Below are 26,273 nucleotides of genomic sequence, written 5' to 3'. Positions count from 1 at the left end.
GAGCCGTACGCCCCCGAGCACCCCGTCCCCCACCGAGGTGACCCATGAACATCACGACCGAGTTCCCGTACGAGACCACCCGCGAGGACGTGTACATCCCGCTGCCCGGCGGCACCCGGCTCTACGCCCGGATCTGGCGCCCCCTGACCGACGAACCGGTCCCCGCGCTGCTGGAGTACCTGCCCTACCGCCTCGGCGACTGGACCGCTCCCCGCGACTGGCAGCGCCACCCCTGGTACGCGGGCCACGGCTACGCCTCCGTACGGGTCGACGTACGCGGCCACGGCAACAGCGAGGGGCTGCCGGGCGACGAGTACGACGCGCAGGAGCTGGCCGACGGGGTGGCCGTCATCCACTGGCTGGCCCAGCAGGAGTGGTGCTCGGGCCGGGTCGGGATGTTCGGGATCTCCTGGGGCGGCTTCAACTCGCTCCAGATCGCCGCGCTCGCCCCCGAGCCGCTGAAGGCGATCGTCACCGTCTGCTCGGCCGACGACCGCTACGACAACGACGTCCACTACATGGGCGGCTCCGTCCTCGCCGTCGACATGCACGCCTGGGCCGCCACCATGCTCGCCTTCGTCGCCCGCCCGCCGGACCCGGCGCAGGTCGGCGACGAGTGGAAGGAGATGTGGCTGAAGCGGCTGGAGGCGGTCGAACCCTTCATCCACACCTGGCTGGCCCACCAGAGCCGCGACGACTACTGGAAGCACGGCAGCGTCTGCGAGGACTACGGGGCGATCAAGGCGAACGTGCTCGCGGTCGGCGGCTGGCACGACCCGTACCGCGACACCGTCCTCCGGCTCGTCGAACACCTCGACCCGGGGAAGGTGCGCGGGATCATCGGCCCGTGGTCGCACCAGTACCCGGACCGGGGGCTGCCGCCGGGGCCCGCGATCGGCTTCCTCCAGGAGACGCTGCGCTGGTGGGACCAGCACCTCAAGGGCAAGGAGACGGGCGTGATGCGGGAGCCGCTGCTGCGGTCCTGGATCAGCGGCTCGCACCCGCCCGCCACGGTGTACGAGACGCTGCCCGGGCGGTGGGTCGGGGACGCGAGCTGGCCTTCGGAGAACGTGAACCCGGTGGCGTACGCGCTCCAGGGCGGCGAGCGGATCGTCGCCTCGCCGCAGCAGACCGGCCTGGACGCGGGGCGCTTCTTCCCGTTCGGCAACGACGCCGACCTGCCGCCGGACCAGCGGGACGAGGACGCGAAGTCGGTGTCGTTCGAGTTCCCGGTCGAGGAGGCGCCGATCGAGATCCTCGGCCGCCCCCGGGTCAAGCTCCGCATCCGGATGGACGTCCCGCGCGGCCAGGCCATCGCCCGGCTCTGCGACGTGGCGCCCGACGGCTCCTCCACCCTGGTCACCCGGGGCGTCCTCAACCTCGCCGCCCGGCACGGCCGCGACCGCACCGACGACTGGACCCCCGGCGAGACCGAGGACGTGGTCCTCGACCTCAACGGCATCGGCCACACCTTCCCGCCCGGCCACCGCATCCGGATCGCCATCTCCTCCGCGTACTGGCCCTGGATCTGGCCGCAGGCCGGTTCGGCGGCGGGCTTCACGCTGGACGCGGACGGCAGCCTCGTCGAACTGCCGGTGCGCCGCCACACCGAGGACCCGGCGATCACCTTCGGGGAGCCCGAGCAGTCCGAACCGCTCGGCGTGGTCTACCCGGTCACCCTGGAGGAGCCGCGCCCCGAACGCCTCGTCGTCCGCGATGTCGCCAAGGGCGAGTGGCGGCTGGAGGTGGACCCGCGCTACGGGGGTACGCGGGTCTACCCCGACGGCCTCGAATTCACCGAGGACGCGCTGGAGACGTACACGATCCAGCAGGACGACCCGCTCTCCGCGCGCACCCGCAGCGACTGGCGGATCCGGCTGCACCGGCCGGAGATGGCCTGGGACGTGGAGATCGAGACGCGCTCCGAGATCGCCGCCGACGACAACGACTTCATCACCTCCAACGAGGTGATCTGCAAGGACGGCGGCGAGATCGTCTTCCACCACACCTGGGAGAAGCGCATCCCGCGCACGGCGGGGTGAGAGCGGGCGGCCCGTTCCGCCGTGACCGGTCCGCGTGTTTCGTCGTCGGGTCCCCCGGATCTCCGGGGGCCCTCCGAACTTTCCGGGCAATACGTGCAGTTGGGGATAGTCGGGGCACTGCCGTGGGGTAGGACCTCCGACGTAACGTGTCCTCCACACGACCTGGAAAGCGAGGCAGCAACACATGCCCGAGCAGAGCAGCCCGCTCGACCTGCCCGAGGGCGACCCCTTCGGCCCGCACAACCTGCCCTACGGTGTGTTCTCCACCCCTGACCACCCCGAGGACCGCCGGGTCGGCGTCCGCATCGGCAACCACGTCCTGGACGCCGGCGCCGCCGCCCACGCGCTCGGCTCCCCCTACGCGGGGCTGCTGGCCCAGCCGAGCCTGACGCCGCTGCTCGCGGCGGGCCGCACCGCCTGGCGGGACGTGCGCCGCGCGCTCACCGCCTGGCTCACCGTCCCGGGCCACCGCGCGGACATCGAACCGCTGCTGCACCCGGTCGACGCGGTGACCCTGCACCTGCCGTACGAGGTCGCGGACTACGTCGACTTCTACGCCAGCGAGCACCACGCCACCAACGTCGGGAAGATCTTCCGGCCGGACGGCGACGCGCTCACCCCCAACTGGAAGCACCTGCCGATCGGTTACCACGGGCGCTCCGGCACCGTCGTGGTCTCCGGTACGGACGTGGTGCGCCCCAGCGGCCAGCGCAAGGCCCCCACCGACCCGGCGCCGGTCTTCGGGCCCTCGGTGAAGCTGGACATCGAGGCCGAGGTCGGCTTCGTCGTCGGCGTCCCCTCCGCCCACGGCACCCCGGTCCCGCTCGCCGACTTCCGCGAGCACGTCTTCGGGCTCTCGCTGCTCAACGACTGGTCGGCGCGCGACCTCCAGGCCTGGGAGTACGTGCCGCTCGGCCCGTTCCTGGGGAAGTCCTTCGCCACCTCCGTATCGGCGTGGGTCACCCCGCTGGAGGCCCTGGACGCGGCCCGCACGGCACCCCCGGCCCGGGACGTCCCCCTGCTCCCCTACCTCGACGACTCGGACGAGGAGGAGCACGGCGGCTTCGACATCCGGATCACCGTCGAGATCAACGGCCAGGTCGTCGCCGAGCCGCCGTTCGCCTCGATGTACTGGACTGCGGCCCAGCAGCTCGCCCACATGACGGTGAACGGCGCGTCGCTGCGGACCGGTGACCTGTACGGCTCCGGCACGGTCAGCGGCCCCGAGACCACCCAGCGCGGCTCCCTCCTGGAGCTCACCTGGAACGGCCGCGACGCGCTGGAACTCCCCGAGGGCAAGCGGACGTTCCTGGAGGACGGCGACACGGTCACGCTGACGGCCTGGGCCCCCGGCCCGCACGGCACCCGCGTGGGCCTCGGCGATGTGACCGGCAGGATCGTCACGGCACCATGACGAACCCCGCCCCTTCCACCCCCGCCGGAAGCCCCGGCACCCCCGCACTGACGCTCCCCGAGGAGCTGATCCTGCTCACCCTGGACCCGGGGAGCGGCAAGCCGTTGTGCAAGGCCGCCTTCCTGGCGTACGGGACGGCCGGCGCCGTTCTCGCGGAGCTGGAGCTCCAGGGGCGGATACGGGAGGAGCACGGCCGGGTCCAGGTGGTGAACCCGCTGGACCCGGCCGACCCGCGCCTCGCCGGCCTGCTGCGGACCCTGCCCCAGGCCAAGGGCCGCCGCTCCGGGATGCGCGCCCGGCACTGGGTGGACAACTTCGACCGGCACGTACGGGACACCTACCTGGACTCCCTGGTGGAGCGCTCCCTGCTCGCCCGGGAGACCCGCCGCTTCCTCGGCCTGTTCCCGTACCAGCGCCACTTCCCGGTCCACCCGGGCCTCGTACCGGGCGTCCGCAGCCGGTTCACGACGGCCGAGACGGCGGGCTACCCGGCCCCCCGCGACCGGGTCCTGGCCGCCCTGGTCTCCGCGATCGGCCTCGCCGGCCGACTGACCCGCAGCGGCGGCCCCGGCCGCACGGCGATGAAGGTCCTGCGCCGCTCCCACTGGACGGCGACGGCCGTCCACCACAACGTCAGGAAACACGAGTCCGGCAGCGGAGAAAGCGACGGCTGGAGCGGCGACAGCGGGGACGGGGGCGGCTGCGGCGGGGGCGGTGACTGAGGGGCCCGTGGAGGTGTTCCGGTCAGCGGTGCGCCAGGCGTTCACACGTTCGGGGGAGCCTTATCCCGTTTCCGGCGGATACGCTGGTCAGGCCCGCGAGACTCCTCCCCATGGGAGCAATGATGAGCATCGAACCCGAGGCCTCCGAGCCGCGGTGGGCGGTCCCGCCCGAGGGCGGCTGGACCGCCGATGACCTGGACACACTCCCGAATCTGCCTCCGCACACGGAGCTGATCGACGGGAGCCTGATCTTCGTGAGTCCGCAGAGCTTCTTCCACTCGTGGGCGGTTGACTTTTTCACCTGGCACCTGCGGTCACTCGCGCCCCCGGAGCTGCAAGTCGTGCGTGAGTGCACCATCGACATCGACCGCTACAACCGACCTGAACCCGACGTGGCAGTCTTCGACAGCCTGGTAGCCCCGAAGCCGGGCCAGACCCGCTACCCAGCCGATTCAGTACAGCTAGCTATCGAGGTCGTCTCGCCGGAGTCCCGCTCGCGCGACCGTGAGACCAAGCCGGTCAAGTACGCCCGGGTCAAGATCCCCCACTACTGGAGGGTTGAGAACCACGACGGCCGGGCCGTGGTCTACGTCTTCGAGCTGGAACCCGCCACGGGCACGTACACCTCCACCGGCATCTTCCACGACCGAATGAAGGTCGCCGTTCCATTCCCCATGGACCTGGACCTCACGGCGATCAACCCGACCACCTCGCGGGCAGCGGACCCGGAGTAGGTCCCGCCATCCCACCCCCGCCTCACTCGTACTCGGGCGGCTCCTCGTCCCAGGCGAACTCGGGGTCGCCGACCGGCTGGGCCGCCGGAGCTGCGGGAGCCTTCGTGCGGGCCGGGGTCGCCGCCGCGCGGGGTGCGGGAGCCGTCGGGGCAGGGGCCTCCGGAGCAGCCGCCGCTCCCGGGGACGTCTCCGCCAGGACCTCCAGTACGCCCTCCCCGTACGTCGCGAGCTTCTTCTCGCCCAGGCCGCTGATGCCGCCCAGCTCCGCGAGCGAGGACGGGTGCAGGGTCGCGATCTCCCGCAGCGTCGCGTCGTGGAAGATCACGTACGCCGGGACGCCCTGCTCCTTGGCCGTCGCGCCGCGCCAGGCGCGCAGCGCCTCGAAGACCGGGACCGCGGAGGCGGGGAGGTCGGCCGCGGCCGCCTTGCCCTTGGCGCCCTTGCCACCCGCCGAGGACGACGAGCGGGTCGTGGGCTTCTTCGGCTCCTTGCGGAGCAGCACCTCGCGCTCGCGGCCCAGGACCGTGGCGCTGTCGTCGGTGAGGACCAGCGTGCCGTACTCCCCCTCCACCGCGAGCAGGCCCTGCGCCAGCAGCTGGCGGACCACGCCGCGCCACTCCGCCTCGGCCAGCTCCTCGCCGATGCCGAAGACCGAGAGCTGGTCGTGGTCGAACTGGATGACCTTGGCCGTCTTGCGGCCCAGCAGGATGTCGATGATCTGGCCCGCGCCGAACTTCTGGTTCCGCTCGCGCTTGAGGCGCACCACCGTCGAGAGCAGCTTCTGCGAGACGACCGTGCCGTCCCAGGTCTCCGGCGGGGTCAGGCAGGTGTCGCAGTTGCCGCAGTTCTCGGCGGTGGGCTCCTGGCCGAAGTACGTCAGCAGCTGGGACCGGCGGCACTGGACCGTCTCGCAGAGCGCCAGCATCGAGTCCAGGTGGGCGGCGGCCCGGCGGCGGTGGGCCTCGTCGCCCTCACCGCCCTGGATGAGCTTGCGCTGCTGGACGACGTCCTGGAGTCCGTACGCCATCCAGGCCGTCGACGGCTCCCCGTCACGGCCCGCGCGGCCGGTCTCCTGGTAGTACCCCTCAACGGACTTCGGCAGGTCCAGGTGGGCGACGAAGCGGACGTCCGGCTTGTCGATGCCCATGCCGAAGGCGATCGTGGCGACGACGACGAGGCCCTCCTCGCGGAGGAAGCGCGCCTGGTGGGTGGCGCGCGTGGAGGCGTCGAGGCCCGCGTGGTACGGCACGGCGTTGATGCCGTTGCGGGTCAGATACTCCGCGATCTTCTCCGTGGAGGCGCGCGAGAGGCAGTAGACGATGCCCGCGTCCCCTTCGTGCTCCTCCTTGAGGAAGGTGAGGAGCTGCTTCTTGGGGTCGGACTTCGGGACGATCCGGTACTGGATGTTGGGCCGGTCGAAGCTGGCGACGAAGTGCTTCGCGTCCGGCATGCCGAGGCGGCGGGTGATCTCCTGGTGCGTGGCGTCCGTGGCGGTCGCCGTCAGGGCGATGCGCGGGACGTCGGGCCAGCGCTCGCCGAGCACGGACAGGGCCAGATAGTCCGGGCGGAAGTCGTGGCCCCACTGGGCGACGCAGTGCGCCTCGTCGATCGCGAAGACGGAGATCTCGCCCCGGGCCAGCAGCGAGAGCGTGGAGTCCAGCCGCAGCCGCTCCGGCGCCAGGTAGAGCAGGTCCAGCTCGCCCGCCAGGAACTGCGCCTCCATGGAGCGGCGCTCGTCGAAGTCCTGCGTGGAGTTCATGAAGCCGGCCCGCACACCGAGCGCGCGCAGGGCGTCGACCTGGTCCTGCATGAGGGCGATCAGCGGGGAGACGACGACCCCGGTACCGCGCCTGACCAGGGACGGGATCTGGTAGCAGAGGGACTTTCCGCCGCCGGTCGGCATGAGCACGACGGCGTCGCCGCCGCCCACCACATGCTCGATGACCGCGCCCTGCTCGCCGCGGAACGCGTCGTATCCGAAGACCCGGTGCAGCGTCCGCTGCGCCTCGGTCTCGGTGCGGTCAGCGGTGTCGGTCCCGTTGCCGGTCACCGTCCCGGTCACATCCATGGTCACGCTTTCCAATGCTCTGTCCCCCGAGGTCCGCGCCGTCCGGCCCGCGATCCGTGATCCCGTCCCGTCCGCACCGCCCGGCCCTTGTCCGTCCGTGCTCCCGTCCCCGACCACGATAGGCGCCTCCTACGACAACGCCGGACGGTCTGTGGATAAAGACCGTCCGGCGCTGTCCGAGGAGCGTTCCGCCTACCGCACGAAGACCCCCGCCTGGCCCGCGAGGTCCAGGAAATACTGCGGGGCCAGGCCGAGCGCCAGCGTGACCGCCACCCCGACCGCGATCGTCGTCATGGTCAGCGGGGACGGGACGGCGACCGTGGGGCCGTCCGCCTGCGGCTCGCTGAAGAACATCAGGACGATCACGCGGATGTAGAAGAAGGCCGCGATCGCCGACGAGATCACACCGACGACGACCAGCGCACCCGCTCCGCTCTCCGCCGCCGCCTTGAAGACCGCGAACTTGCCGGAGAAGCCCGAGGTGAGCGGGATCCCGGCGAAGGCCAGCAGGAACACCGCGAAGACCGCCGCGGTCAGCGGCGAGCGGCGGCCGAGCCCGGCCCACTTCGACAGGTGCGTGGCCTCGCCGCCCGCGTCCCGTACCAGCGTGACGACCGCGAACGCGCCGACCGTCACGAAGGAGTACGCGCCCAGGTAGAAAAGGACCGAGGAGACCCCCTCCGGGCTGGTCGCGATGACACCGGCGAGGATGAAGCCCGCGTGCGCGATCGAGGAGTAGGCCAGCAGCCGCTTGATGTCGGTCTGGGTGATCGCGACGACCGCCCCGCCCAGCATCGTGATGATGGCCACCGCCCACAGCACCGGCCGCAGGTCCCAGGTGAGCCCGGGGAGCACCACGTACAGCAGGCGCAGCAGCGCACCGAACGCGGCGACCTTGGTGGCGGCGGCCATGAAGCCGGTCACCGGGGTCGGGGCGCCCTGGTAGACGTCCGGGGTCCACATGTGGAACGGGACGGCGCCGACCTTGAAGAGCAGGCCGACCAGGATCAGCGCGCCGCCGATGAGCAGCAGCGCGTCGTTGCCCATGGTCCCGGCGAGGGCCGGGTCGATCTCCAGCACCGAGCCGTCGACGACGTTGGCGATGGTGGCGTACGAGAGGGAGCCCGCGTAGCCGTAGAGGAGGGCGATCCCGAAGAGCAGGAACGCCGAGGAGAACGCGCCGAGCAGGAAGTACTTCACGGCCGCCTCCTGCGACATCAGCCGCTTGCGGCGGGCGACGGCGCACAGGAGGTAGAGCGGGAGCGAGAAGACTTCCAGCGCGATGAAGAGGGTCAGCAGGTCGTTGGCGGCGGGGAAGACGAGCATGCCCGCCACCGAGAACAGGACCAGCGGGAAGACCTCGGTGGTGGCGAAGCCCGCGCGGACGGCGGCCTTCTCGGCGTCGCTGCCGGGGACCGTACCGGCCTGGGCGGCGAAGGAGTCGACCCGGTTGCCGTGGGCCGTGGGGTCCAGCCGCCGTTCGGCGAAGGTGAAGACGGCCACCACGGAGACCAGGAGAATGGTCCCCTGGAGGAACAGGGTGGGGCCGTCGATCGCGATGGCGCCCATGGCCGCGATCTGGGCCTTCGTGGTGGCGTACCCGCCGGCCGCGAGGGAGACGACGGCGGCGAACGCGGCGGCCAGCGCCACCACGGTCAGCAGGAGCTGGGCGTGGTAGCGGGCCTTACGCGGGACGAAGGCCTCCACCAGGATGCCCAGGACTGCGCCGATCACGATGATCAGGACGGGCGCGAGCTGGGCGTACTCGATCGTGGGCGCCGTGAAGCGGTCCCCCGGAGCTGCTGATGTCACCCCGCTCGCCGTCGTCCACAGGCTGTGGACAGCTGTTGCGCTCACTTGGCGGCCTCCACCTCGGGCTGGGGGTCCTTCTTCTGTACGTCGGACATGGTGTGCTTGACCGCCGGGTTGACGACCTCGGTGAGCGGCTTCGGGAAGACGCCCAGCAGGAGCAGGAGCGCGATCAGCGGTACGGCGACCACCAGCTCACGCGCCTTGAGGTCGGGCATGGTGCGGACCGACTCGTTGACCGGGCCGGTCATCGTCCGCTGGTAGAGGACGAGGACGTAGAGCGCGGCGAGCACGATGCCGGAGGTGGCGATGATCCCGGCCACCGGATAGGCGCTGAACGTGCCGACCAGGACGAGGAACTCACTGACGAACGGGGCGAGCCCCGGCAGCGACAGCGTCGCCAGACCGCCGATGAGGAAGGTGCCCGCCAGCACGGGGGCGACCTTCTGCACCCCGCCGTAGTCCGCGATGAGCCGCGAGCCGCGCCGGGTGATGAGGAATCCGGCGACCAGCAGCAGCGCGGCGGTGGAGATGCCGTGGTTGACCATGTAGAGCGTGGCGCCCGACTGGCCCTGGCTGGTCATCGCGAAGATGCCCAGGATGATGAAGCCGAAGTGCGAGATCGAGGCGTAGGCGATGAGCCTCTTGATGTCGCGCTGGCCGACCGCGAGCAGCGCTCCGTAGACGATGGAGACGAGCGCCAGGGCGATGACGACCGGGGTCGCCCACTTGCTGGCCTCCGGGAAGAGCCCGAGGCAGAAGCGGAGCATCGCGAAGGTGCCGACCTTGTCGACGATGGCGGTGATGAGGACGGCGACCGGTGCGGTGGCCTCGCCCATCGCGTTGGGCAGCCAGGTGTGCAGCGGCCAGAGCGGGGCCTTGATCGCGAAGGCGAGGAAGAACCCGAGGAAGAGCCACCGCTCGGTGGAGGTCGCCATCTCCAGGGTGCCGTCGGCCCGGGCCGCCGCGATCTCGGAGAGCGAGAAGCTGCCCGCGACCACGTAGAGCCCGATGACGGCGGCCAGCATGATCAGGCCGCCGGCCAGGTTGTAGAGGAGGAACTTGACCGCCGCGTACGAGCGTTGCTTCGCGGCGTTCTCGTCGCTGCCCGCGTGGGCCCGGTCGCCGAAGCCGCCGATGAGGAAGTACATCGGGATGAGCATGGCTTCGAAGAGGATGTAGAAGAGGAAGACGTCGGTCGCGAGGAACGACAGGATCACCATGGCCTCGACCATGAGGATCAGCGCGAAGAAGCCCTGGGTGGGGCGCCATCGATACGGCTTCGTCTCGTTGGGGTATCCCCTGCTCGAACGAAGTTGAGAGCTTGGGGACGGGTCCGCGTCGTGCCAGCCGGCCACGATGACGAACGGGATCAGCAGCGCGGTGAGCCCGAGGAGGGCCACCCCGATGCCGTCCACGCCCAGTTCGTACCGGACGCCGAAGTCGGCGATCCAGGCCTTGGACTCGGTGAGTTGATAGCGGTCGCCGCCCGGTTCGAAGCGGGCGAAGACGACGCCCGCCAGGACGAGCGTGCCCAGCGAGAAGAACAGCGCGACCCACTTGGCCACGGTGCGCTGTGCGGCGGGGACGGCGGCGGTGGCGATGGCTCCGATGGCCGGGAGCGCCGCCGTCGCGGTCAGGAGGGGAAAGGACATGTGATCAGACCGCCCTCATCAGCAGGGTCGCGGCGATGACGACCGCCGCACCGCCGAACATCGAGACCGCGTAGGAGCGGGCGTAGCCGTTCTGCAACTTGCGCAGCCGGCCGGAGAGCCCGCCGACCGACGCGGCCGTGCCGTTGACGACGCCGTCGACCAGGGAGTGGTCGACGTAGACGAGCGAGCGGGTGAGGTGCTCGCCGCCGCGGACCAGGACCACGTGGTTGAAGTCGTCCTGGAGCAGGTCGCGGCGGGCCGCCCGGGTGAGCAGCGAGCCGCGCGGGGCGAGGACCGGGACCGGCTTGCGTCCGTACATCCCCCAGGCGATGCCGACGCCGACGACCAGGGCCACCACGGTGGCTCCGGTGACGACCGCCGCGCTCAGCGGGGAGTGGCCGTGGTCGTAACCGGTGACCGGCTCCAGCCAGCTGACGAAGCGGTCCCCGATGGCGAAGAAGCCACCGGCGAAGACCGAACCGACGGCCAGCACGATCATCGGGATCGTCATGGACCTCGGGGACTCGTGCGGGTGCGGCTCATGGCCCTCGGCGTCGGGCTGCCAGCGCTTCTCGCCGAAGAACGTCATCAGCATCACGCGCGTCATGTAGAACGCGGTGATCGCGGCGCCCAGCAGGGCGACGGCGCCGAAGATCCAGCCCTCGGTGCCGCCCTTGGCGAAGGCCGCCTCGATGATCTTGTCCTTGGAGAAGAAGCCGGACAGGCCCGGGAAGCCGATGATGGCGAGATAGCCGAGGCCGAAGGTGATGAAGGTGACCGGCATGTACTTCCGCAGGCCGCCGTACTTGCGCATGTCGACCTCGTCGTTCATGCCGTGCATCACCGAACCGGCCCCCAGGAAGAGCCCGGCCTTGAAGAAGCCGTGCGTCACCAGGTGCATGATCGCGAAGGCGTACCCGATCGGGCCGAGGCCCGCGGCGAGGATCATGTAGCCGATCTGCGACATCGTGGAGCCGGCGAGCGCCTTCTTGATGTCGTCCTTGGCGCAACCGACGATCGCACCGAAGATCAGCGTGACCGCACCGACGATGGCGACGACCAGCTGGGCGTCCGGGGCGGCGTTGAAGATGGCGCCGGAGCGGACGATCAGATAGACACCGGCGGTGACCATGGTCGCGGCGTGGATGAGGGCGGAGACCGGGGTCGGGCCCTCCATCGCGTCGCCGAGCCAGGACTGGAGCGGCACCTGGGCCGACTTGCCGCAGGCGGCGAGCAGCAGCATCAGGCCGATGGCCGTCAGCTTGCCCTGGCTCGTCTCGCCGGTCGCCTCCAGCACCGGCCCGAAGGCGAAGGTGCCGAAGGTGGTGAACATCAGCATGATGGCGATCGAGAGCCCCACGTCACCGACGCGGTTGACCAGGAAGGCCTTCTTCGCGGCGGTGGCGGCGCTGGGCTTGTGCTGCCAGAAGCCGATGAGCAGGTACGACGCCAGACCGACGCCCTCCCACCCGACATACAGCAGCAGGTAGTTGTCGGCGATGACCAGGATCAGCATCGCCGCGAGGAACAGGTTGAGATAGCCGAAGAAGCGGCGCCTGCGCTCGTCGTGCTCCATGTAGCCGATGGAGTAGATGTGGATGAGCGTGCCCACACCGGTGATGAGCAGGACGAACGTCATCGACAGCTGGTCCAGCTGGAAGGCGATGTCGGCCTGGAAGCCCTCCACCGGAATCCAGCTGAACAGGTGCTGGTGCAGGGCCCTGTCCTCGGCTCCCTTCCCCAGCATGTCGGTGAAGAGGACGACACCGACGACGAACGAGGCGGCGGCGAGCACGGTGCCGAGCCAGTGCCCGGTCTTGTCCAGCCGGCGGCCGCCGCAGAGCAGGACCGCCGCTCCGAGCAGGGGCGCCGCGACGAGCAGCGCGATCAGGTTCTCCACGATTCCAGTCCCCTTACAGCTTCATCAGGCTGGCGTCGTCGACCGAGGCCGAGTGGCGGGAGCGGAACAACGACACGATGATCGCGAGCCCGACGACGACTTCGGCGGCGGCGACGACCATCACGAAGAAGGCGACGATCTGCCCGTCGAGGTTTCCGTGCATCCGGGAGAACGTGACGAGCGCCAGGTTGCACGCGTTGAGCATCAACTCGATGCACATGAACAGCACGATCACGTTCCGCCGGATCAGCACCCCGGAGGCGCCGATCGCGAACAGCAGGGCCGCGAGGTAGAGATAGTTGACCGGGTTCACTTGGCGGCCTCCGAATTCTCCGCCGCGGAGGCGGGGTTCGCCCCGCGCGCCACGGCGTCCGCGTCCTCACGTCCGAGCCGCTCGCCGGAGCGCTGCTCCAGCGCCTTGAGATCGGCGAGGGCCTCCTGGGAGACATCGCGGATCTGGCCCCGGTCGCGCAGCGTCTTCATGACGGTCAGCTCGGACGGGGTGCCGTCGGGCAGCAGGCCGGCGATGTCCACCGCGTTGTGCCGGGCGTAGACACCGGGGGCGGGCAGCGGCGGGAGGTGCTTGCCGCGCACGCGCTCCTCGGACATCTCCCGCTGGGTCTTGGCCCGTTCGGTGCGCTCGCGGTGCGTGAGCACCATCGCCCCGACGGTCGCGGTGATCAGCAGGGCGCCGGTGATCTCGAAGGCGAAGACGTACTTGGTGAAGATGAGGTTGGCGAGGCCCTCGACGTTGCCGCCGTGCAGGGCGTTGGCGGCGCCGAGTCCGTTGAAGGAGGACAGCGACGCGTTGCCGATGCCCCCGATCAGCAGGATGCCGAAGCCCAGTCCGCAGACGACGGCCAGCCAGCGCTGCCCCTTGAGGGTCTCCTTGAGGGAGTCCGCCGCGGTGACGCCGACGAGCATCACGACGAAGAGGAACAGCATCATGATCGCGCCGGTGTAGACGATGATCTGGACGATGCCGAGGAAATAGGCGCCGTTGGCAAGATAGAAGACGGCCAGGACGACCATGGTCCCGGCGAGCGACAGGGCGCTGTGCACGGACTTCTTCAGCAGGATCGTGGAGAAGGCGCCGATCACGGCGACGGTCCCCAGGATCCAGAACTGGACGGCCTCACCGGTCGAGGTGGTGGCGGCCGCGGCGATCGCGTTCATGCGCCCGCCCCCCTGCCCTGCTGCGCCCCGGCGGACCCGGCGGCCTCGTCGGACTTGGGCTGCTCGCCCTTGGAGAGCGCCGGCTGCGGCACCGTCCCCGGAGCGGCCTCGGTGACCAGGCCCCGGTAGTAGTCCTGTTCGTCCATGCCGGGGAAGATCGCGTGCGGGCTGTCGACCATGCCTTCCTCCAGGCCCGCGAGCAGCTCGTCCTTGGTGTAGATGAGGCTCTCGCGGGTGGTGTTGGCGAGCTCGAACTCGTTCGTCATCGTCAGCGCCCGGGTGGGGCAGGCCTCGATGCAGAGTCCGCAGAGGATGCAGCGCGCGTAGTTGATCTGGTAGACGCGGCCGTAGCGCTCGCCCGGGGAGTAGCGCTCCTCCTCGGTGTTGTCCGCGCCCTCCACGTAGATGGCGTCCGCCGGACACGCCCAGGCGCACAGCTCGCAGCCGACGCACTTCTCCAGGCCGTCGGGGTGGCGGTTGAGCTGGTGGCGGCCGTGGAAGCGGGGCGCCGTCACCTTCGGCGTCTCCGGATACTGCTCGGTCAGCCGCTTCTTGAACATGGCCTTGAAGGTCACGCCGAAGCCGGCCACGGGGTTCTGGAACTTCTCCCCCGCCGATCCCGATTCGCCCGAGGACCCAGCGGATCCCGATGAGCCCGTGAGCTCTGGTTTCTCAGACACCGCCGGCCTCCTTTCCGTCACTCGCGTTTCCGTCACTCTGAGTATCGGGCCCACCACTGACAACGAGCTCCCGCTCGCGCCTCGGTACGCGCCTGGGCACCGGCGGCAGGCTCTGTCCGGGCAGCGGTGGCACCGGGAATCCGCCCGCCATCGGGTCGAACGCGGGCTCCGGCCCGGCCTCCGCCTCCTGCGCCCTGACCCTGCGGTCCCGGAACATGTCCACGACCAGGGAGATCAGCAGGACGGCGAGCACCGCCCCGCCGACGTACAGCACGATCCGGGAGAAGTCGTAGCCCTCGTTCCGCAGCGCGCGGACGGTGGCGACGAGCATCAGCCAGCCCACCGAGACCGGGATCAGGACCTTCCAGCCGAGCTTCATCAGCTGGTCGTAGCGGACGCGTGGCAGGGTGCCGCGCAGCCAGATGAAGAAGAAGATCAGCGCCTGGAGCTTCAGGAAGAACCAGAGCATCGGCCACCAGCCGTGGTTCGCCCCCTCCCAGAACGCGGAGATCGGGTACGGGGCGCGCCAGCCGCCGAGGAACAGCGTCACCGCGATCATCGACACGGTCACCATGTGGATGTACTCGGCGAGCATGAACATCGCGAACTTGATGGAGCTGTACTCGGTGTTGAAGCCGCCGACCAGGTCGCCCTCGGACTCCGGCATGTCGAACGGGGCCCGGCTGGCCTCTCCGACCATCGTCACCATGTAGATGAGGAAGGACATCGGCAGCAGGATGATGTACCACCGGTCGCCCTGCGCCTCCACGATCGTGGAGGTCGACATCGACCCGGAGTAGAGGAAGACCGAGGCGAACGCGGCGCCCATGGCGATCTCGTACGAAATCATCTGGGCGCACGAGCGGATCCCGCCGAGCAGCGGGTACGTGGACCCCGAGGACCAGCCGCCGAGGACGAAGCCGTACACCCCGACCGCGCCGACGGCGAGGATGTAGAGCGCGGCGATCGGCAGGTCGGTGAGCTGCATCGTCGTACGGGTGCCGAAGATCGACACCTCGTTGCCCGCGGGCCCGAAGGGGATGACCGCGACGGCCATGAAGGCGGGGATCGCCGCGAGGATCGGCGCCAGGATGTAGACCGCCTTGTCCGCCCGCTTGACGATGACGTCTTCCTTCAGCATCAGCTTGACGCCGTCGGCGAGCGACTGGAGCAGTCCCCAGGGGCCGTGCCGGTTGGGGCCGATGCGCAGCTGCATCCAGGCGACGACCTTGCGCTCCCACACGATGGAGAAGAGCACGATCAGCATCAGGAACGCGAAGCAGAAGACCGCCTTGACCAGCACCAGCCACCAGGGGTCGGTGCCGAACATCGAGAGGTCCTCGGCGGCGATGACGGCGCCCTGGGGCGCCGTGGTGAGTGCGGTGAGGCCCATCACGCTCGTACCTCCGATGGTTCGACGGGAGCACCCGGTGCGGCGGCGGGGCCGATCCGCACCAGGCCGCCGGGGTTCGCACCGGTGTCGGCGGGGATGCCGCGTCCCACCGAGTTCAGCGGCACCCAGACCACGCGGTCCGGCATGTCGGTGACCTGGAGGGGGAGTTCGACGGTGCCGGTGGGGCCGGTGACGGCGAGCAGGTCGCCGTCCTTGACGCCGGACTCGGCCGCCGTGGTGGCGGAGAGCCGGGCGACGGACGCGTGCCGGGTCCCGGCGAGCGCGGTGTCGCCCTCCTGGAGCCGGCCGAGGTCGAGGAGCATGCGGTGGCCCGCGAGGACCGCCTCGCCGTCGCCGGGCCGGGGCAGCGGCTGCGCCGGTTCGCGCGGGTCGTCCGCGTGGCCGCCCTCCCAGCCGCCGAGCCGGTCCAGCTCGCGGCGGGCGGCGGTCAGGTCGGGCAGCGCGAAGTGCACGTCCATGGCGTCGGCCAGCATGTGCAGCACCCGGGAGTCGACCGGCGCGAGGGTCCGGGGCATCTGCTCCGGCTTCAGCGCGGCCTGGAACATCCGGACCCGGCCCTCCCAGTTGAGGAAGGTGCCGGACTTCTCCGCGACGGCGGCGACCGGGAAGACCACGTCGGCGCGGGCGGTGACCTCGCTCGGCCGCAGCTCCAGCGAGACCAGGAACCCGACCTCGTCCAGGGCCTCGATCGCACGCGCCGGGTCGGGCAGGTCCTCCACGCCGACCCCTGCGACGAGCAGCGCACCCAGCTCACCGGTGGCCGCGGCCTCGATGATCTGGCCGGTGTCGCGGCCGTGGCGGGCGGGCAGTTCGGCGACGCGCCAGACGGCGGCCACCTCGTCCCGGGCCCGCGGGTCGGTGGCCGGGCGGCCGCCGGGCAGCAGGGTGGGGAGCGCGCCCGCCTCGACCGCGCCCCGGTCGCCCGCCCGGCGCGGAATCCACACCAGGCGTGCGCCGGTCGCGGCGGCCGTACGGATCGCAGCGGAAAGTGCGCCGGGCACCCCCGCGAGCCGCTCCCCGACGATGATCAGGGAGTGCTCGCCGCGCAACGCCTCGGCGGCGGCCGCCCCTTCGGCCTCCAGGCCGACCCCGCCCGCGAGCGCGTCCAGCCACTCGGTCTCGGTGCCGGGGGCGGCGGGCAGCAGCGTGCCGCCCGCCTTCACCAGGCCGCGCGTGGCGTGCGAGGCGAGGGCGAAGGTCTGCTGGCCGCTCTTGCGGTGGGCCTTGCGGAGCCGCAGGAAGACGCCGGGGGCCTCCTCCTCGGACTCGAACCCGACGAGCAGGACCGCGGGGGCCTTCTCCAGCGCGGTGTACGTGGCCCCCTCGCCGTCCAGGTCCCGGCCGCGTCCGGCGACGCGGGCGGCCAGGAAGTCGGCCTCCTCTGCGCTGTGGACCCGGGCGCGGAAGTCGATGTCGTTGGTGTCGAGGGCGACCCGGGCGAACTTGCTGTACGCGTAGGAGTCCTCGACGGTCAGCCGGCCGCCGGTCAGGACACCGGTACGGCCCCGGGCGGCGAGGAGGCCGGCCGCCGCGACCTCCAGCGCCTCGGGCCAGCTCGCCGGCTCCAGGACGCCGTCGGCGTTGCGGACCAGCGGGGTGGTGAGGCGGTCGCGCTGCTGGGCGTAGCGGAAGCCGAACCTCCCCTTGTCGCAGATCCACTCCTCGTTGACCTCGGGCTCGTTGGCCGCGAGGCGCCGCATGACCTTGCCGCGCCGGTGGTCGGTGCGCATCCCGCAGCCGCCGGAGCACTGCTCGCACACAGAGGGGGTGGAGACCAGGTCGAAGGGGCGGGAGCGGAAGCGGTACGCCGCCGAGGTCAGCGCGCCGACCGGGCAGATCTGGATGGTGTTGCCGGAGAAGTACGACTCGAAGGGGTCGCCCTCGCCGGTGCCGACCTGCTGGAGGGCGCCGCGCTCGATCAACTCGATCATCGGGTCGCCCGCCACCTGGTTGGAGAACCGGGTGCAGCGCGCGCAGAGCACGCACCGCTCGCGGTCCAGCAGCACCTGGGTGGAGATCGGGACGGGCTTTTCGAAGGTCCGCTTCTTGCCGTCGAAGCGGGAGTCGGCGCCGCCGTGCGACATCGCCTGGTTCTGGAGCGGGCACTCGCCGCCCTTGTCGCAGACCGGGCAGTCCAGCGGGTGGTTGATCAGCAGCAGCTCCATCACGCCCTTCTGCGCCTTCTCGGCGACAGGAGAGGTGATCTGCGACTTGACGACCATGCCGTCGGTGCAGGTGATGGTGCAGGAGGCCATCGGCTTGCGCTGGCCCTCGACCTCGACGATGCACTGGCGGCAGGCGCCGGCCGGGTCGAGGAGCGGGTGGTCGCAGAAGCGCGGGATCTCGATGCCGAGGAGTTCGGCGGCCCGGATGACCAGGGTCCCCTTGGGGACGCTGATCTCGATGCCGTCGATGGTCAGCGTGACCAGGTCCTCGGGCGGGATGGCCGCCTCGCCGCCCCCGGAGGGCGCACTCGTGGTGACTGTCATGCGTTCACCCCCCGGTGAGCGTTCTTGCTGTCGGCGTCTCTGTCGTCGGCCCAGGCCGTGGATTTCGCGGGATCGAAGGGGCAGCCCTTGCCCGTGATGTGCTGTTCGTACTCCTCGCGGAAATACTTGAGCGAGGAGAAGATCGGGGCGGCGGCGCCGTCGCCGAGCGCGCAGAACGACTTGCCGTTGATGTTGTCGGCGATGTCGTTGAGCTTGTCCAGGTCGGCCATCTCGCCCTTGCCGGCCTCGATGTCCCGCATCAACTGGACCAGCCAGTACGTCCCTTCGCGGCAGGGCGTGCACTTGCCGCAGGACTCGTGGGCGTAGAACTCGGTCCAGCGGGTGACGGCCCGCACGACGCAGGTCGTCTCGTCGAAGCACTGGAGCGCCTTGGTGCCGAGCATGGACCCGGCGCCGCCGACCCCCTCGTAGTCGAGGGGGACGTCGAGGTGCTCCTCGGTGAGCATCGGGGTGGAGGAGCCGCCCGGGGTCCAGAACTTGAGCCGGTGGCCGGGCCGCATGCCGCCGCTCATGTCGAGGAGCTGGCGCAGCGTGATGCCGAGCGGGGCCTCGTACTGGCCGGGGCTGGCGACATGGCCGCTGAGCGAGTAGAGCGTGAAGCCCGGGGACTTCTCGCTGCCCATCGACTTGAACCAGTCCTTGCCCTTGTTCAGGATCGCGGGAACCGAGGCGATGGACTCGACGTTGTTCACCACAGTGGGGCAGGCGTACAGACCGGCGACCGCGGGGAAGGGGGGTCGCAGCCGGGGCTGTCCACGCCGTCCTTCGAGAGAGTCGAGCAGCGCGGTTTCCTCACCACAGATGTACGCGCCGGCACCTGCGTGCACCGTGAGTTCCAGATCGAGTCCTGAACCCAGGATGTTCGTCCCCAGATAACCCGCCTCGTACGCCTCTCGTACGGCCTCGTGCAGTCGTCGCAGCACGGGGACGACCTCACCGCGCAAGTAGATGAACGCGTGCGACGAACGGATCGCGTAACAGGCGATCACGATGCCCTCGATGAGGCTGTGCGGGTTCGCGAAGAGGAGCGGGATGTCCTTGCAGGTCCCCGGCTCCGACTCGTCGGCGTTGACAACCAGATAGTGCGGCTTGCCGTCACCCTGCGGGATGAACTGCCACTTCATCCCGGTGGGGAAGCCGGCGCCGCCGCGTCCGCGCAGACCGGAGTCCTTGACGTACGCGATGAGGTCGTCGGGGTCCATGGCCAGCGCCTTGCGCAGCCCTTCGTACCCCTCGTGGCGGCGGTAGGTCTCCAGGGTCCAGGAATCGGGCTGGTCCCAGAAGGTGGAGAGAACGGGGGCGAGCAGCTTCTCGGGGCTCGTCCCGTTGTGGTCGATCTCGGCGGCCAAGGTCATCACTCCCCCTCCTCGGCTGCGGGCCCGGCCGGGTGCTCCGGGTCGGAGGCCGAGGTCTGCTGCGGTGCGTCGTGCGAGCTGAGGTGCTCGGACGGCGAAGGGTCGTGCGGCTGCCCGTCCTTGGGCCGGCCGTCGCGCGGGGCGACGACCCGGGCCTTGGGCAGTGCCTCGCCCTTGGCGAGCTTGAGCCCGACGAGGGAGGCGGGGCCCGCGCCGCCGGACGCCTCGACGGCGCCGGGGCGCTCGTCGGGGAAGCCGGCCAGGATGCGGGCGGTCTCCTTGTAGGAGCAGAGCGGGGCGCCGCGGGTGGGCTCCACGGTCCGCCCGGCGATCAGGTCGTCGACGAGCTGGGTGGCGCTCTCGGGCGTCTGGTTGTCGAAGAACTCCCAGTTCACCATCACGACGGGTGCGAAGTCGCAGGCCGCGTTGCACTCGATGTGTTCGAGGGTGACCTTGCCGTCGTCGGTCGTCTCGTTGTTGCCGACGCCGAGGTGTTCCTTGAGCGTGTCGAAGATGGCGTCGCCGCCCATGACCGCGCACAGGGTGTTGGTGCAGACCCCGACCTGGTAGTCCCCGCTCGGCCTGCGGCGGTACATGGAGTAGAAGGTCGCGACGGCCGTGACCTCGGCGGTGGTGAGGTCGAGGGTCTCGGCGCAGAAGGCCATCCCCGTACGGGAGACGTACCCCTCCTCGGACTGTACGAGGTGGAGCAGCGGCAGCAGTGCGGAGCGGCTTCCCGGGTAGCGGGCGATCACCTCCTTCGCGTCCGCGTCCAGCCGGGCGCGCACGTCGGCCGGGTAGGCGGGGGCGGGGAGCTGCGGCATCCCCAGGCTGACCTCTTGGTTTGCGGTCACCGGTCGACGCCTCCCATCACGGGGTCGATGGACGCGACGGCGACGATCACGTCGGCCACCTGGCCGCCCTCGCACATCGCCGCCATGGCTTGCAGATTGGTGAAGGACGGGTCGCGAAAGTGGACCCGGTAGGGGCGGGTGCCGCCGTCGGAGACGACATGGACGCCGAGTTCGCCCTTGGGGGACTCCACGGCGGTGTACGTCTGTCCGGCGGGGACCCGGAAGCCCTCGGTCACCAGCTTGAAGTGGTGGATCAGGGCTTCCATGGAGGTGCCCATGATGTTCCTGATGTGGTCGAGGGAGTTGCCGAGGCCGTCCGCGCCGAGGGCGAGCTGGGCGGGCCAGGCGATCTTCTTGTCCGCGACCATGACCGGGCCGGGCTCCAGGCGCTCCAGGCACTGTTCGATGATCCGGAGCGACTCGCGCATCTCGTCCATGCGGATGAGGAAGCGTCCGTAGGAGTCGCAGGTGTCGGCGATCGGCACCTCGAAGTCGTAGGTCTCGTAACCGCAGTAGGGGTCGCTCTTGCGCAGGTCGTGCGGGAGCCCGGCGGAGCGCAGGACCGGGCCGGTGGCGCCGAGCGCCATGCAGCCGGTGAGGTCGAGGTAGCCGACGTCCTTCATGCGGGCCTTGAAGATGGGGTTGCCGGTGGCGAGCTTGTCGTACTCCGGCAGGTTCTTCTTCATGGTCCTGATGAACTCGCGCAGTGCGTCGACCGCGCCCGGGGGCAGGTCCTGGGCGAGGCCGCCGGGGCGGACGAACGCGTGGTTCATCCGGAGGCCGGTGATCAGCTCGAAGAGGTCGAGGACCAGTTCACGGTCGCGGAAGCCGTAGATCATGATCGTGGTCGCGCCCAGCTCCATACCGCCGGTGGCGATGCAGACCAGGTGCGAGGAGATCCGGTTGAGCTCCATCAGGAGCACGCGGATGATCGTGGCCCGGTCGGGGATCTGGTCCTCGATGCCGAGGAGCTTCTCGACGCCCAGGCAGTACGCCGTCTCGTTGAAGAACGGCGTCAGGTAGTCCATCCGCGTGACGAAGGTGGTGCCCTGGGTCCAGTTGCGGAATTCGAGGTTCTTCTCGATCCCGGTGTGGAGGTAGCCGATGCCGCAGCGGGCCTCGGTGACGGTCTCGCCGTCGATCTCCAGGATCAGCCGCAGCACGCCGTGCGTGGACGGGTGCTGGGGACCCATGTTGACGATGATGCGTTCGTCGTCGGACTTGGCGGCGGATTCGACGACCTCGTCCCAGTCGCCGCCGGTGACTGTATATACAGTCCCCTCGGTCGTGGCACGGGGTGTCGCGTGGGGAGTGGTCATCAGGAGTACGACCTCCGCTGGTCCGGAGCCGGGATCTGGGCGCCCTTGTACTCGACGGCGATGCCGCCGAGCGGGTAGTCCTTGCGCTGCGGGAAGCCCTGCCAGTCGTCCGGCATCATGATCCGGGTCAGGGCCGGGTGCCCGTCGAAGATGAGGCCGAAGAAGTCGTACGCCTCGCGCTCGTGCCAGTCGTTGGTCGGATAGACCTCGACGAGGGACGGGATGTGCGGGTCGCTGTCCGGGGCGGAGACCTCCAGCCGGACGATCCGGCCGTGGGTGAGGGACCGCAGGTGGTAGACGGCGTGCAGCTCGCGTCCCTTGTCCCCGAGGAAGTGGACGCCGCTGACGCCCGTACAGAGCTCGAAGCGCAGGGCGGGGTCGTCGCGCAGGGTGCGGGCGACCTGGACCAGGTGCTCGCGGGCGATGTGGAAGGTGAGCTCGTCGTGGTCGACGACGGTGCGTTCGATGGCGTTCTCGGGGAGCAGGTCCTGCTCCTCCAGGGCCCCTTCGAGCTCGTCGGCCACCTCGTCGAACCACCCCCCGTACGGCCGGGAGGAGGCGCCGGGCAGGGTGACGGTGCGGATGAGGCCGCCGTAACCGGAGGTGTCGCCGCCGTTGTTGGCGCCGAACATGCCCTTGCGTACGCGGATGACCTCGCCGCCGGTGTCGCGCGGGGCGGGTACGGCGTTGCCGTTCTGCCCCTCGCCGTGGGTGTTGTCGCTCACCGCAGGAGCCCCTTCATCTCGATCAGGGGCAGCGCCTTGAGGGCCGCTTCCTCCGCCTCGCGGGCGGCTTCCTCCGCGTTGACCCCGAGCTTGCCGTCCTGGATCTTCTGGTGGAGCTTCAGGATGGCGTCCAGCAGCATCTCGGGACGCGGCGGGCATCCCGGCAAATAGATATCGACCGGGACAATGTGATCAACGCCCTGCACAATGGCGTAATTGTTGAACATTCCACCCGATGATGCGCAAACCCCCATGGAGATGACCCACTTGGGGTTCGGCATCTGGTCGTAGACCTGGCGCAGGACGGGCGCCATCTTCTGGCTCACCCGCCCGGCGACGATCATCAGGTCCGCCTGGCGCGGCGATCCGCGGAAGACCTCCATCCCGAACCGGGCCAGGTCGTAGCGGCCCGCGCCGGTCGTCATCATCTCGATGGCGCAGCAGGCGAGGCCGAACGTGGCCGGGAAGACGGAGGACTTCCGCACCCAGCCGGCGGCCTGTTCGACGGTGGTCAGCACAAAGCCGCTAGGCAGCTTCTCTTCGAGTCCCATGTGTGCCCCTCAGCCCCTCAGTCCCATTCCAAGCCGCCGCGACGCCAGACATACGCATAGGCGACGAAGACGGTGAGCACGAAGAGCAGCATCTCCACGAGCCCGAAGATCCCCAGGGCGTCGAAGGAGACCGCCCAGGGATAGAGGAAGACGATCTCGATGTCGAAGACGATGAAAAGCATCGCCGTCAGGTAGTACTTGATGGGGAAGCGGCCGCCTCCGGCCGGTGTCGGCGTGGGTTCGATACCGCACTCGTACGCTTCGAGCTTTGCCCGGTTGTACCGCTTGGGGCCGATAAGCGTGGCCATGACCACGGAGAAGATCGCAAACCCTGCCCCCAGGGCGCCGAGCACGAGGATGGGCGCGTAGGCATTCACGCTCCTCGCTCCTTCCAGTCGTCCTTGACCGTTGGACCGCATCGGGCGACCGGCTCGCCACCTCACCAAGATCGTGCACATGTGAGGCAGTTCACAAGCCCGACTGCCCCGCATCCTATGCCCGTCGCCCTGTGATCTGCGACACGGGGTACGCCACCGTCTTTGTGATCTCCACCACCTGACGAAGGATCATGAAGTCGTATGAGCGGTGATCTTCGTACGCGAAGCGGCGAAGTGATCACGAGACGTGACATTCACCGGTGTTACCGCTGGTCAAAAGGGTGCGGCGCTATCAATGGAAGGGCACTACAAGCAAATTGGCGGTGGGCGGCGGTGGAGTGATAAGGGACCCGGTCGCCATCCGCCCTCACCCGGACGGGGGTTGGCGCGGACCGAAGGGGACATGTGCACGCATTCACGAACTTCCCGGATCGCGGGCACGACGACATCGGGAAGGGGTCGGCGGAGCGTCGGTCGTCGACGCGGAGCGGACCCGGTCGCGTGCGCGAGGGTTGCCTGCCGCCGGACGGGCACACCGTGACCTGCGTCACCCGGCGCGCCCCACCGGGAAACCGGGCTTGGCCATCGGCGTGAACGGATGGTAGGCGGCGGGCAATTCGGGCGTATTGCCGAAAGGCTGAGATCACGGCCCTGATCGCACGTGCCCGTTTTGCCCGTTACGGCGTCAATAAAGGCGTACGGAAAGCGGATTCGCAGATTCCGAACGTAACTGTGTCGCAACACACGTTTCTTGATGGGACCCCTACAGCCCTGATAGCGCTAGTACCCATGTCCCACACCGCTCACATACCCAGCCACCGGAAGCCCCGCCAGCGCGCCTCGAAGTCGGCGCTGCGAGCCGGAGTTGCCGGTGGCGTCCTCAGCACCATCGCGGTCGCGGGTGCCGCCGGTCCGGCCCAGGCCGAACCGGTGACCCAGACGATCGAGATGCCCACCATCACCGCCGGGCTCTCCACCGCCGTCGCCGCCTCCGCACAGGCCACGCAGCAGGTCGCCCTCGACCTGGAGACGCAGGCCCACGAGGACGCCGCGGCCGAGAGCGCCGCGAAGAAGGCCAAGAAAGCCAAGGCCGAGGCCGTCCGCAAGGCCGAGGCCAAGAAGAAGGCCGAAGCCGCCGCCAAGGCCCGCGCCGAGGCGGAGGCCAAGGAGCGTGCCGAGCGCGCCTCCCGTACCGCCGAGCGCACGACGCTCAGCGCCCCCTCCGGCTCCTCCTCGGGCAACTCGGCCTCCGCGTCCGCCTCCTCGTCCGCCCCGTCCTCCTCGTCGAACGCCACGGGCTCCGCCGCGGCCATCGTCGCGTTCGCCAAGGCCCAGGTCGGCGACGCGTACGTGGCCGGCGGCACCGGCCCCAACGCGTGGGACTGCTCGGGCCTGGTCCAGGCCGCGTACCGCTCGGTGGGCATCGACCTCCCCCGCGTCTCGCAGGCCCAGTCGACCGCCGGCACGCAGGTCTCCCTGGACAACCTCCAGCCCGGCGACATCCTGTACTGGGGCGGCGCGGGCAGCGCGTACCACGTCGCGATCTACGTGGGCGGCGGCCAGTTCGTCGGCGCGCAGAACTCCAGCACCGGTACGGTGCAGCGCTCCATGGACTACGACCGGCCGTCCGGCGCGGTCCGCGTTCTCTGATTCACAAGCGGTCCGGGCACGCCCGTCCGCGACGCAGGCACGGCTGAGGGCCGCCACTCCCCCGCTCGGGAGTGGCGGCCCTCAGCCGTGATCCGGTCGCCGGCCCGTCAGCGGCGGCGCTGGCGGCGGTTGGACCGCTCCGGCTCCCGCGCGGAGGTGGTGGGCGCGGGCGGTGCCTCGTACGGCGCGTCCAGGTCCTCGTCGTCGTCCGGGGAGGTCAGACCCGCCGCGAAGCGGGGCTCCAGGAAGAGGCCGTGGTGCTGGGGCGGCGCGGTGTCCTCGGCGGCCGGTTCCGGACGTGAGGAGTTCCGGGGCAGGGAGGCGGTCGTCATGGCTGTCTGTCCTTGGGTCGAGCAGCGCTGTATCGGCTTGTCCCGTACCCCGCTGATCTGCGTTCGATGTGTGCGTGGGGCGGGGAAGAGCGTCGTACGCGCCGCGTGCCGCAGCTCAGGGCGAGGGCGGGGCACCAGCCGGTCCGGGACTGCCGACGACCGGGGGTGGCGCGCAAATCATCGCACACGATCACGTGCGGGGTCGGGGATTATGCCCCGGCGCGGGCGGGCGCCGTGGCGGGGAGCACGACGCGGAAGTGGGTCGTCAGGCGCCCGTCCTCGCCCAGGACGTGGAACGCGAGGCCCGGGGGCTGGTCGCGGTCGGCCGGGCGGTCCCCCTCCCACGGCATGAGCAGCGTCCACGTCACCGCGGGCCCGACGACGAGCGGGCGCCCGGCGAAGGTGGAGGCGGCGGCCGTGTGGGCGTGGCCGGTGAGGACGGCGACGACCCGCGGGTGGGCGTCGAGGAGGGCGGCGAGGTGTTCCGGCTCCTCCAGCCGCCCGGCGTCGGGCAGCGGGTGGTGGAGCTCCACGGGCGGCTGGTGGAAGGCGATCAGCGCGGGGACGCCGTCCGGGAGCGCGCCGAGCGTGGTGTCGATCCAGGCCAGCGTCTCCGGGGCGAGGCGGCCCTCGTCGCGGCCGGGGATGGTGGAGTCGCACATCAGGATGGCCGTTCCGGCGATGTGGTGGACCCGGTTGACGGGCGCGGTGGCCGGGGCCTCGCCGAGGAGCGCCTTGCGGTAGGCGGGGCGCGCGTCGTGGTTCCCGGGGCAGGGCAGTACGGGGAAGGGCGCGGCGAGGATGCGGGCCGCCTCCTCGTACTCGGACTCCGCCGCGTGGTCGGCGATGTCTCCGGTGACCAGCAGGGCGTCGACCGGGCGGGGCAGGGCCCGCAGGTACTCCATGACGCGGGTCGCCCTGCTGGTCGCGCGGTCACTGCCGTCCAGGTGCAGATCGCTGATCTGAGCGAGCAACATGTCGGACCG

Annotated in this window: 22 protein-coding genes; 5 read left to right on the top strand and 17 right to left on the bottom strand. The window is 70.3% G+C overall.

Annotated elements, in window-relative coordinates; all coding sequences use genetic code 11:
* The first annotated feature begins 44 nt into the window (after window positions 1–44).
* From GTY67_RS20715 to GTY67_RS20700, 4 genes are all read left to right on the top strand, one after another.
* Window positions 45–2,042, top strand: a complete 1,998-nt coding sequence (locus tag GTY67_RS20715) for a CocE/NonD family hydrolase (protein ID WP_161279639.1) — start codon at window positions 45–47, stop codon at window positions 2,040–2,042.
* Window positions 2,043–2,226: 184 nt separating this feature from the next.
* Entirely contained in the window at window positions 2,227–3,456 is a 1,230-nt protein-coding gene (gene fahA, locus GTY67_RS20710; protein WP_161279638.1) for a fumarylacetoacetase, read from the top strand.
* Window positions 3,453–4,178 carry a GPP34 family phosphoprotein gene (locus GTY67_RS20705; RefSeq protein WP_161279637.1) on the top strand — a complete coding sequence of 242 codons (726 nt, stop codon included), beginning with the start codon at window positions 3,453–3,455 and terminating at the stop codon, window positions 4,176–4,178. The genes fahA and GTY67_RS20705 overlap by 4 nt, the downstream gene beginning before the upstream one ends.
* A 122-nt stretch (window positions 4,179–4,300) precedes the next feature.
* Window positions 4,301–4,912 (top strand): Uma2 family endonuclease, encoded by a 612-nt coding sequence (locus tag GTY67_RS20700; RefSeq protein ID WP_030562057.1) that lies wholly within the window; start codon window positions 4,301–4,303, stop codon window positions 4,910–4,912.
* Between the two features lie 22 nt (window positions 4,913–4,934).
* On the opposite strand, the gene recQ is transcribed toward GTY67_RS20700, so the two are convergent.
* The 15 genes from recQ to GTY67_RS20625 all read right to left on the bottom strand — a co-directional run bounded on the left by recQ (window position 4,935) and on the right by GTY67_RS20625 (window position 23,305).
* The gene (recQ, locus tag GTY67_RS20695; protein WP_093687036.1) at window positions 4,935–6,980 is read right to left on the bottom strand and encodes a DNA helicase RecQ; all 2,046 of its coding nucleotides are present in this window, start codon (window positions 6,978–6,980) and stop codon (window positions 4,935–4,937) included.
* A 192-nt stretch (window positions 6,981–7,172) separates the two neighbouring features.
* Window positions 7,173–8,837, bottom strand: a complete 1,665-nt coding sequence (gene nuoN, locus GTY67_RS20690; RefSeq protein ID WP_093687038.1) for an NADH-quinone oxidoreductase subunit NuoN — start codon at window positions 8,835–8,837, stop codon at window positions 7,173–7,175.
* Window positions 8,834–10,444, bottom strand: a complete 1,611-nt coding sequence (locus GTY67_RS20685; protein WP_161279636.1) for an NADH-quinone oxidoreductase subunit M — start codon at window positions 10,442–10,444, stop codon at window positions 8,834–8,836. The genes nuoN and GTY67_RS20685 overlap by 4 nt, the downstream gene beginning before the upstream one ends.
* 4 nt (window positions 10,445–10,448) lie before the next feature.
* On the bottom strand, window positions 10,449–12,344 hold the full coding sequence (gene nuoL, locus GTY67_RS20680) for an NADH-quinone oxidoreductase subunit L (protein ID WP_093687042.1): 1,896 nt from the start codon (window positions 12,342–12,344) through the stop codon (window positions 10,449–10,451).
* 13 nt (window positions 12,345–12,357) lie between these two features.
* A complete protein-coding gene (nuoK, locus tag GTY67_RS20675) occupies window positions 12,358–12,657 on the bottom strand; it encodes an NADH-quinone oxidoreductase subunit NuoK (protein ID WP_031127582.1) in 300 nt (99 codons plus the stop codon).
* On the bottom strand, window positions 12,654–13,520 hold the full coding sequence (locus GTY67_RS20670) for an NADH-quinone oxidoreductase subunit J (RefSeq protein WP_093687044.1): 867 nt from the start codon (window positions 13,518–13,520) through the stop codon (window positions 12,654–12,656). Before GTY67_RS20670 ends, nuoK begins: the two co-directional genes overlap by 4 nt.
* The gene (gene nuoI / locus GTY67_RS20665) at window positions 13,517–14,200 is read right to left on the bottom strand and encodes an NADH-quinone oxidoreductase subunit NuoI (RefSeq protein WP_093687046.1); all 684 of its coding nucleotides are present in this window, start codon (window positions 14,198–14,200) and stop codon (window positions 13,517–13,519) included. Before nuoI ends, GTY67_RS20670 begins: the two co-directional genes overlap by 4 nt.
* On the bottom strand, window positions 14,193–15,593 hold the full coding sequence (nuoH, locus tag GTY67_RS20660; protein ID WP_161279635.1) for an NADH-quinone oxidoreductase subunit NuoH: 1,401 nt from the start codon (window positions 15,591–15,593) through the stop codon (window positions 14,193–14,195). Before nuoH ends, nuoI begins: the two co-directional genes overlap by 8 nt.
* Window positions 15,593–18,103, bottom strand: coding sequence for an NADH-quinone oxidoreductase subunit G (locus GTY67_RS20655; RefSeq protein ID WP_161279634.1), 2,511 nt, complete (start codon window positions 18,101–18,103; stop codon window positions 15,593–15,595). The genes nuoH and GTY67_RS20655 overlap by 1 nt, the downstream gene beginning before the upstream one ends.
* Window positions 18,100–19,482 carry an NADH-quinone oxidoreductase subunit NuoF gene (gene nuoF / locus GTY67_RS20650; RefSeq protein WP_343238718.1) on the bottom strand — a complete coding sequence of 461 codons (1,383 nt, stop codon included), beginning with the start codon at window positions 19,480–19,482 and terminating at the stop codon, window positions 18,100–18,102. The genes GTY67_RS20655 and nuoF overlap by 4 nt, the downstream gene beginning before the upstream one ends.
* A complete protein-coding gene (gene nuoE / locus GTY67_RS20645; protein WP_093687054.1) occupies window positions 19,479–20,303 on the bottom strand; it encodes an NADH-quinone oxidoreductase subunit NuoE in 825 nt (274 codons plus the stop codon). The genes nuoF and nuoE overlap by 4 nt, the downstream gene beginning before the upstream one ends.
* Before the next feature lie 26 nt (window positions 20,304–20,329).
* On the bottom strand, window positions 20,330–21,652 hold the full coding sequence (locus GTY67_RS20640) for an NADH-quinone oxidoreductase subunit D (protein ID WP_093687056.1): 1,323 nt from the start codon (window positions 21,650–21,652) through the stop codon (window positions 20,330–20,332).
* Complete coding sequence (locus tag GTY67_RS20635; protein ID WP_161279632.1) at window positions 21,652–22,377, bottom strand: NADH-quinone oxidoreductase subunit C; 726 nt, start codon at window positions 22,375–22,377, stop codon at window positions 21,652–21,654. The genes GTY67_RS20640 and GTY67_RS20635 overlap by 1 nt, the downstream gene beginning before the upstream one ends.
* Window positions 22,374–22,928 (bottom strand): NADH-quinone oxidoreductase subunit B, encoded by a 555-nt coding sequence (locus GTY67_RS20630; protein WP_018490715.1) that lies wholly within the window; start codon window positions 22,926–22,928, stop codon window positions 22,374–22,376. Before GTY67_RS20630 ends, GTY67_RS20635 begins: the two co-directional genes overlap by 4 nt.
* Before the next feature lie 17 nt (window positions 22,929–22,945).
* Window positions 22,946–23,305, bottom strand: a complete 360-nt coding sequence (locus tag GTY67_RS20625) for an NADH-quinone oxidoreductase subunit A (protein WP_003967084.1) — start codon at window positions 23,303–23,305, stop codon at window positions 22,946–22,948.
* A gap of 789 nt (window positions 23,306–24,094) precedes the next feature.
* On the opposite strand from GTY67_RS20625, the gene GTY67_RS20620 reads away from it, so the two are divergent.
* Window positions 24,095–24,955 (top strand): C40 family peptidase, encoded by an 861-nt coding sequence (locus GTY67_RS20620; protein WP_161279631.1) that lies wholly within the window; start codon window positions 24,095–24,097, stop codon window positions 24,953–24,955.
* Window positions 24,956–25,062: 107 nt separating this feature from the next.
* Here GTY67_RS20620 and GTY67_RS20615 read toward each other — a convergent pair whose 3' ends face one another.
* Together GTY67_RS20615 and GTY67_RS20610 are read right to left on the bottom strand one after the other, a co-directional pair.
* On the bottom strand, window positions 25,063–25,287 hold the full coding sequence (locus GTY67_RS20615; protein WP_237502663.1) for a hypothetical protein: 225 nt from the start codon (window positions 25,285–25,287) through the stop codon (window positions 25,063–25,065).
* 209 nt (window positions 25,288–25,496) lie between these two features.
* Window positions 25,497–26,264: a metallophosphoesterase gene (locus tag GTY67_RS20610; RefSeq protein WP_161279630.1), complete on the bottom strand. Its 768-nt coding sequence runs from the start codon at window positions 26,262–26,264 to the stop codon at window positions 25,497–25,499.
* Between the last annotated feature and the right edge of the window lie 9 nt (window positions 26,265–26,273).

It is taken from the genome of Streptomyces sp. SID8374, from assembly GCF_009865135.1.
In the GTDB taxonomy this organism is placed as follows: domain Bacteria; phylum Actinomycetota; class Actinomycetes; order Streptomycetales; family Streptomycetaceae; genus Streptomyces.
This window is presented reverse-complemented; position numbering and strand designations above follow the sequence as displayed.

Excerpts from the sequence above, each read along its gene's own strand:
- GTY67_RS20640 (WP_093687056.1), bottom strand. The coding sequence starts at position 21,652 with ATGACCACTCCCCACGCGACACCCCGTGCCACGACCGAGGGGACTGTA.
- GTY67_RS20615 (WP_237502663.1), bottom strand. The coding sequence starts at position 25,287 with ATGACGACCGCCTCCCTGCCCCGGAACTCCTCACGTCCGGAACCGGCC.
- nuoH (WP_161279635.1), bottom strand. The coding sequence starts at position 15,593 with ATGGGCCTCACCGCACTCACCACGGCGCCCCAGGGCGCCGTCATCGCC.
- GTY67_RS20610 (WP_161279630.1), bottom strand. The coding sequence starts at position 26,264 with ATGTTGCTCGCTCAGATCAGCGATCTGCACCTGGACGGCAGTGACCGC.
- nuoE (WP_093687054.1), bottom strand. The coding sequence starts at position 20,303 with ATGCCGCAGCTCCCCGCCCCCGCCTACCCGGCCGACGTGCGCGCCCGG.
- fahA (WP_161279638.1), top strand. The coding sequence starts at position 2,227 with ATGCCCGAGCAGAGCAGCCCGCTCGACCTGCCCGAGGGCGACCCCTTC.
- GTY67_RS20705 (WP_161279637.1), top strand. The coding sequence starts at position 3,453 with ATGACGAACCCCGCCCCTTCCACCCCCGCCGGAAGCCCCGGCACCCCC.
- GTY67_RS20620 (WP_161279631.1), top strand. The coding sequence starts at position 24,095 with ATGTCCCACACCGCTCACATACCCAGCCACCGGAAGCCCCGCCAGCGC.
- GTY67_RS20630 (WP_018490715.1), bottom strand. The coding sequence starts at position 22,928 with ATGGGACTCGAAGAGAAGCTGCCTAGCGGCTTTGTGCTGACCACCGTC.
- GTY67_RS20655 (WP_161279634.1), bottom strand. The coding sequence starts at position 18,103 with ATGACAGTCACCACGAGTGCGCCCTCCGGGGGCGGCGAGGCGGCCATC.
- GTY67_RS20685 (WP_161279636.1), bottom strand. The coding sequence starts at position 10,444 with ATGTCCTTTCCCCTCCTGACCGCGACGGCGGCGCTCCCGGCCATCGGA.
- recQ (WP_093687036.1), bottom strand. The coding sequence starts at position 6,980 with ATGGATGTGACCGGGACGGTGACCGGCAACGGGACCGACACCGCTGAC.
- GTY67_RS20670 (WP_093687044.1), bottom strand. The coding sequence starts at position 13,520 with ATGAACGCGATCGCCGCGGCCGCCACCACCTCGACCGGTGAGGCCGTC.
- GTY67_RS20700 (WP_030562057.1), top strand. The coding sequence starts at position 4,301 with ATGAGCATCGAACCCGAGGCCTCCGAGCCGCGGTGGGCGGTCCCGCCC.
- GTY67_RS20715 (WP_161279639.1), top strand. The coding sequence starts at position 45 with ATGAACATCACGACCGAGTTCCCGTACGAGACCACCCGCGAGGACGTG.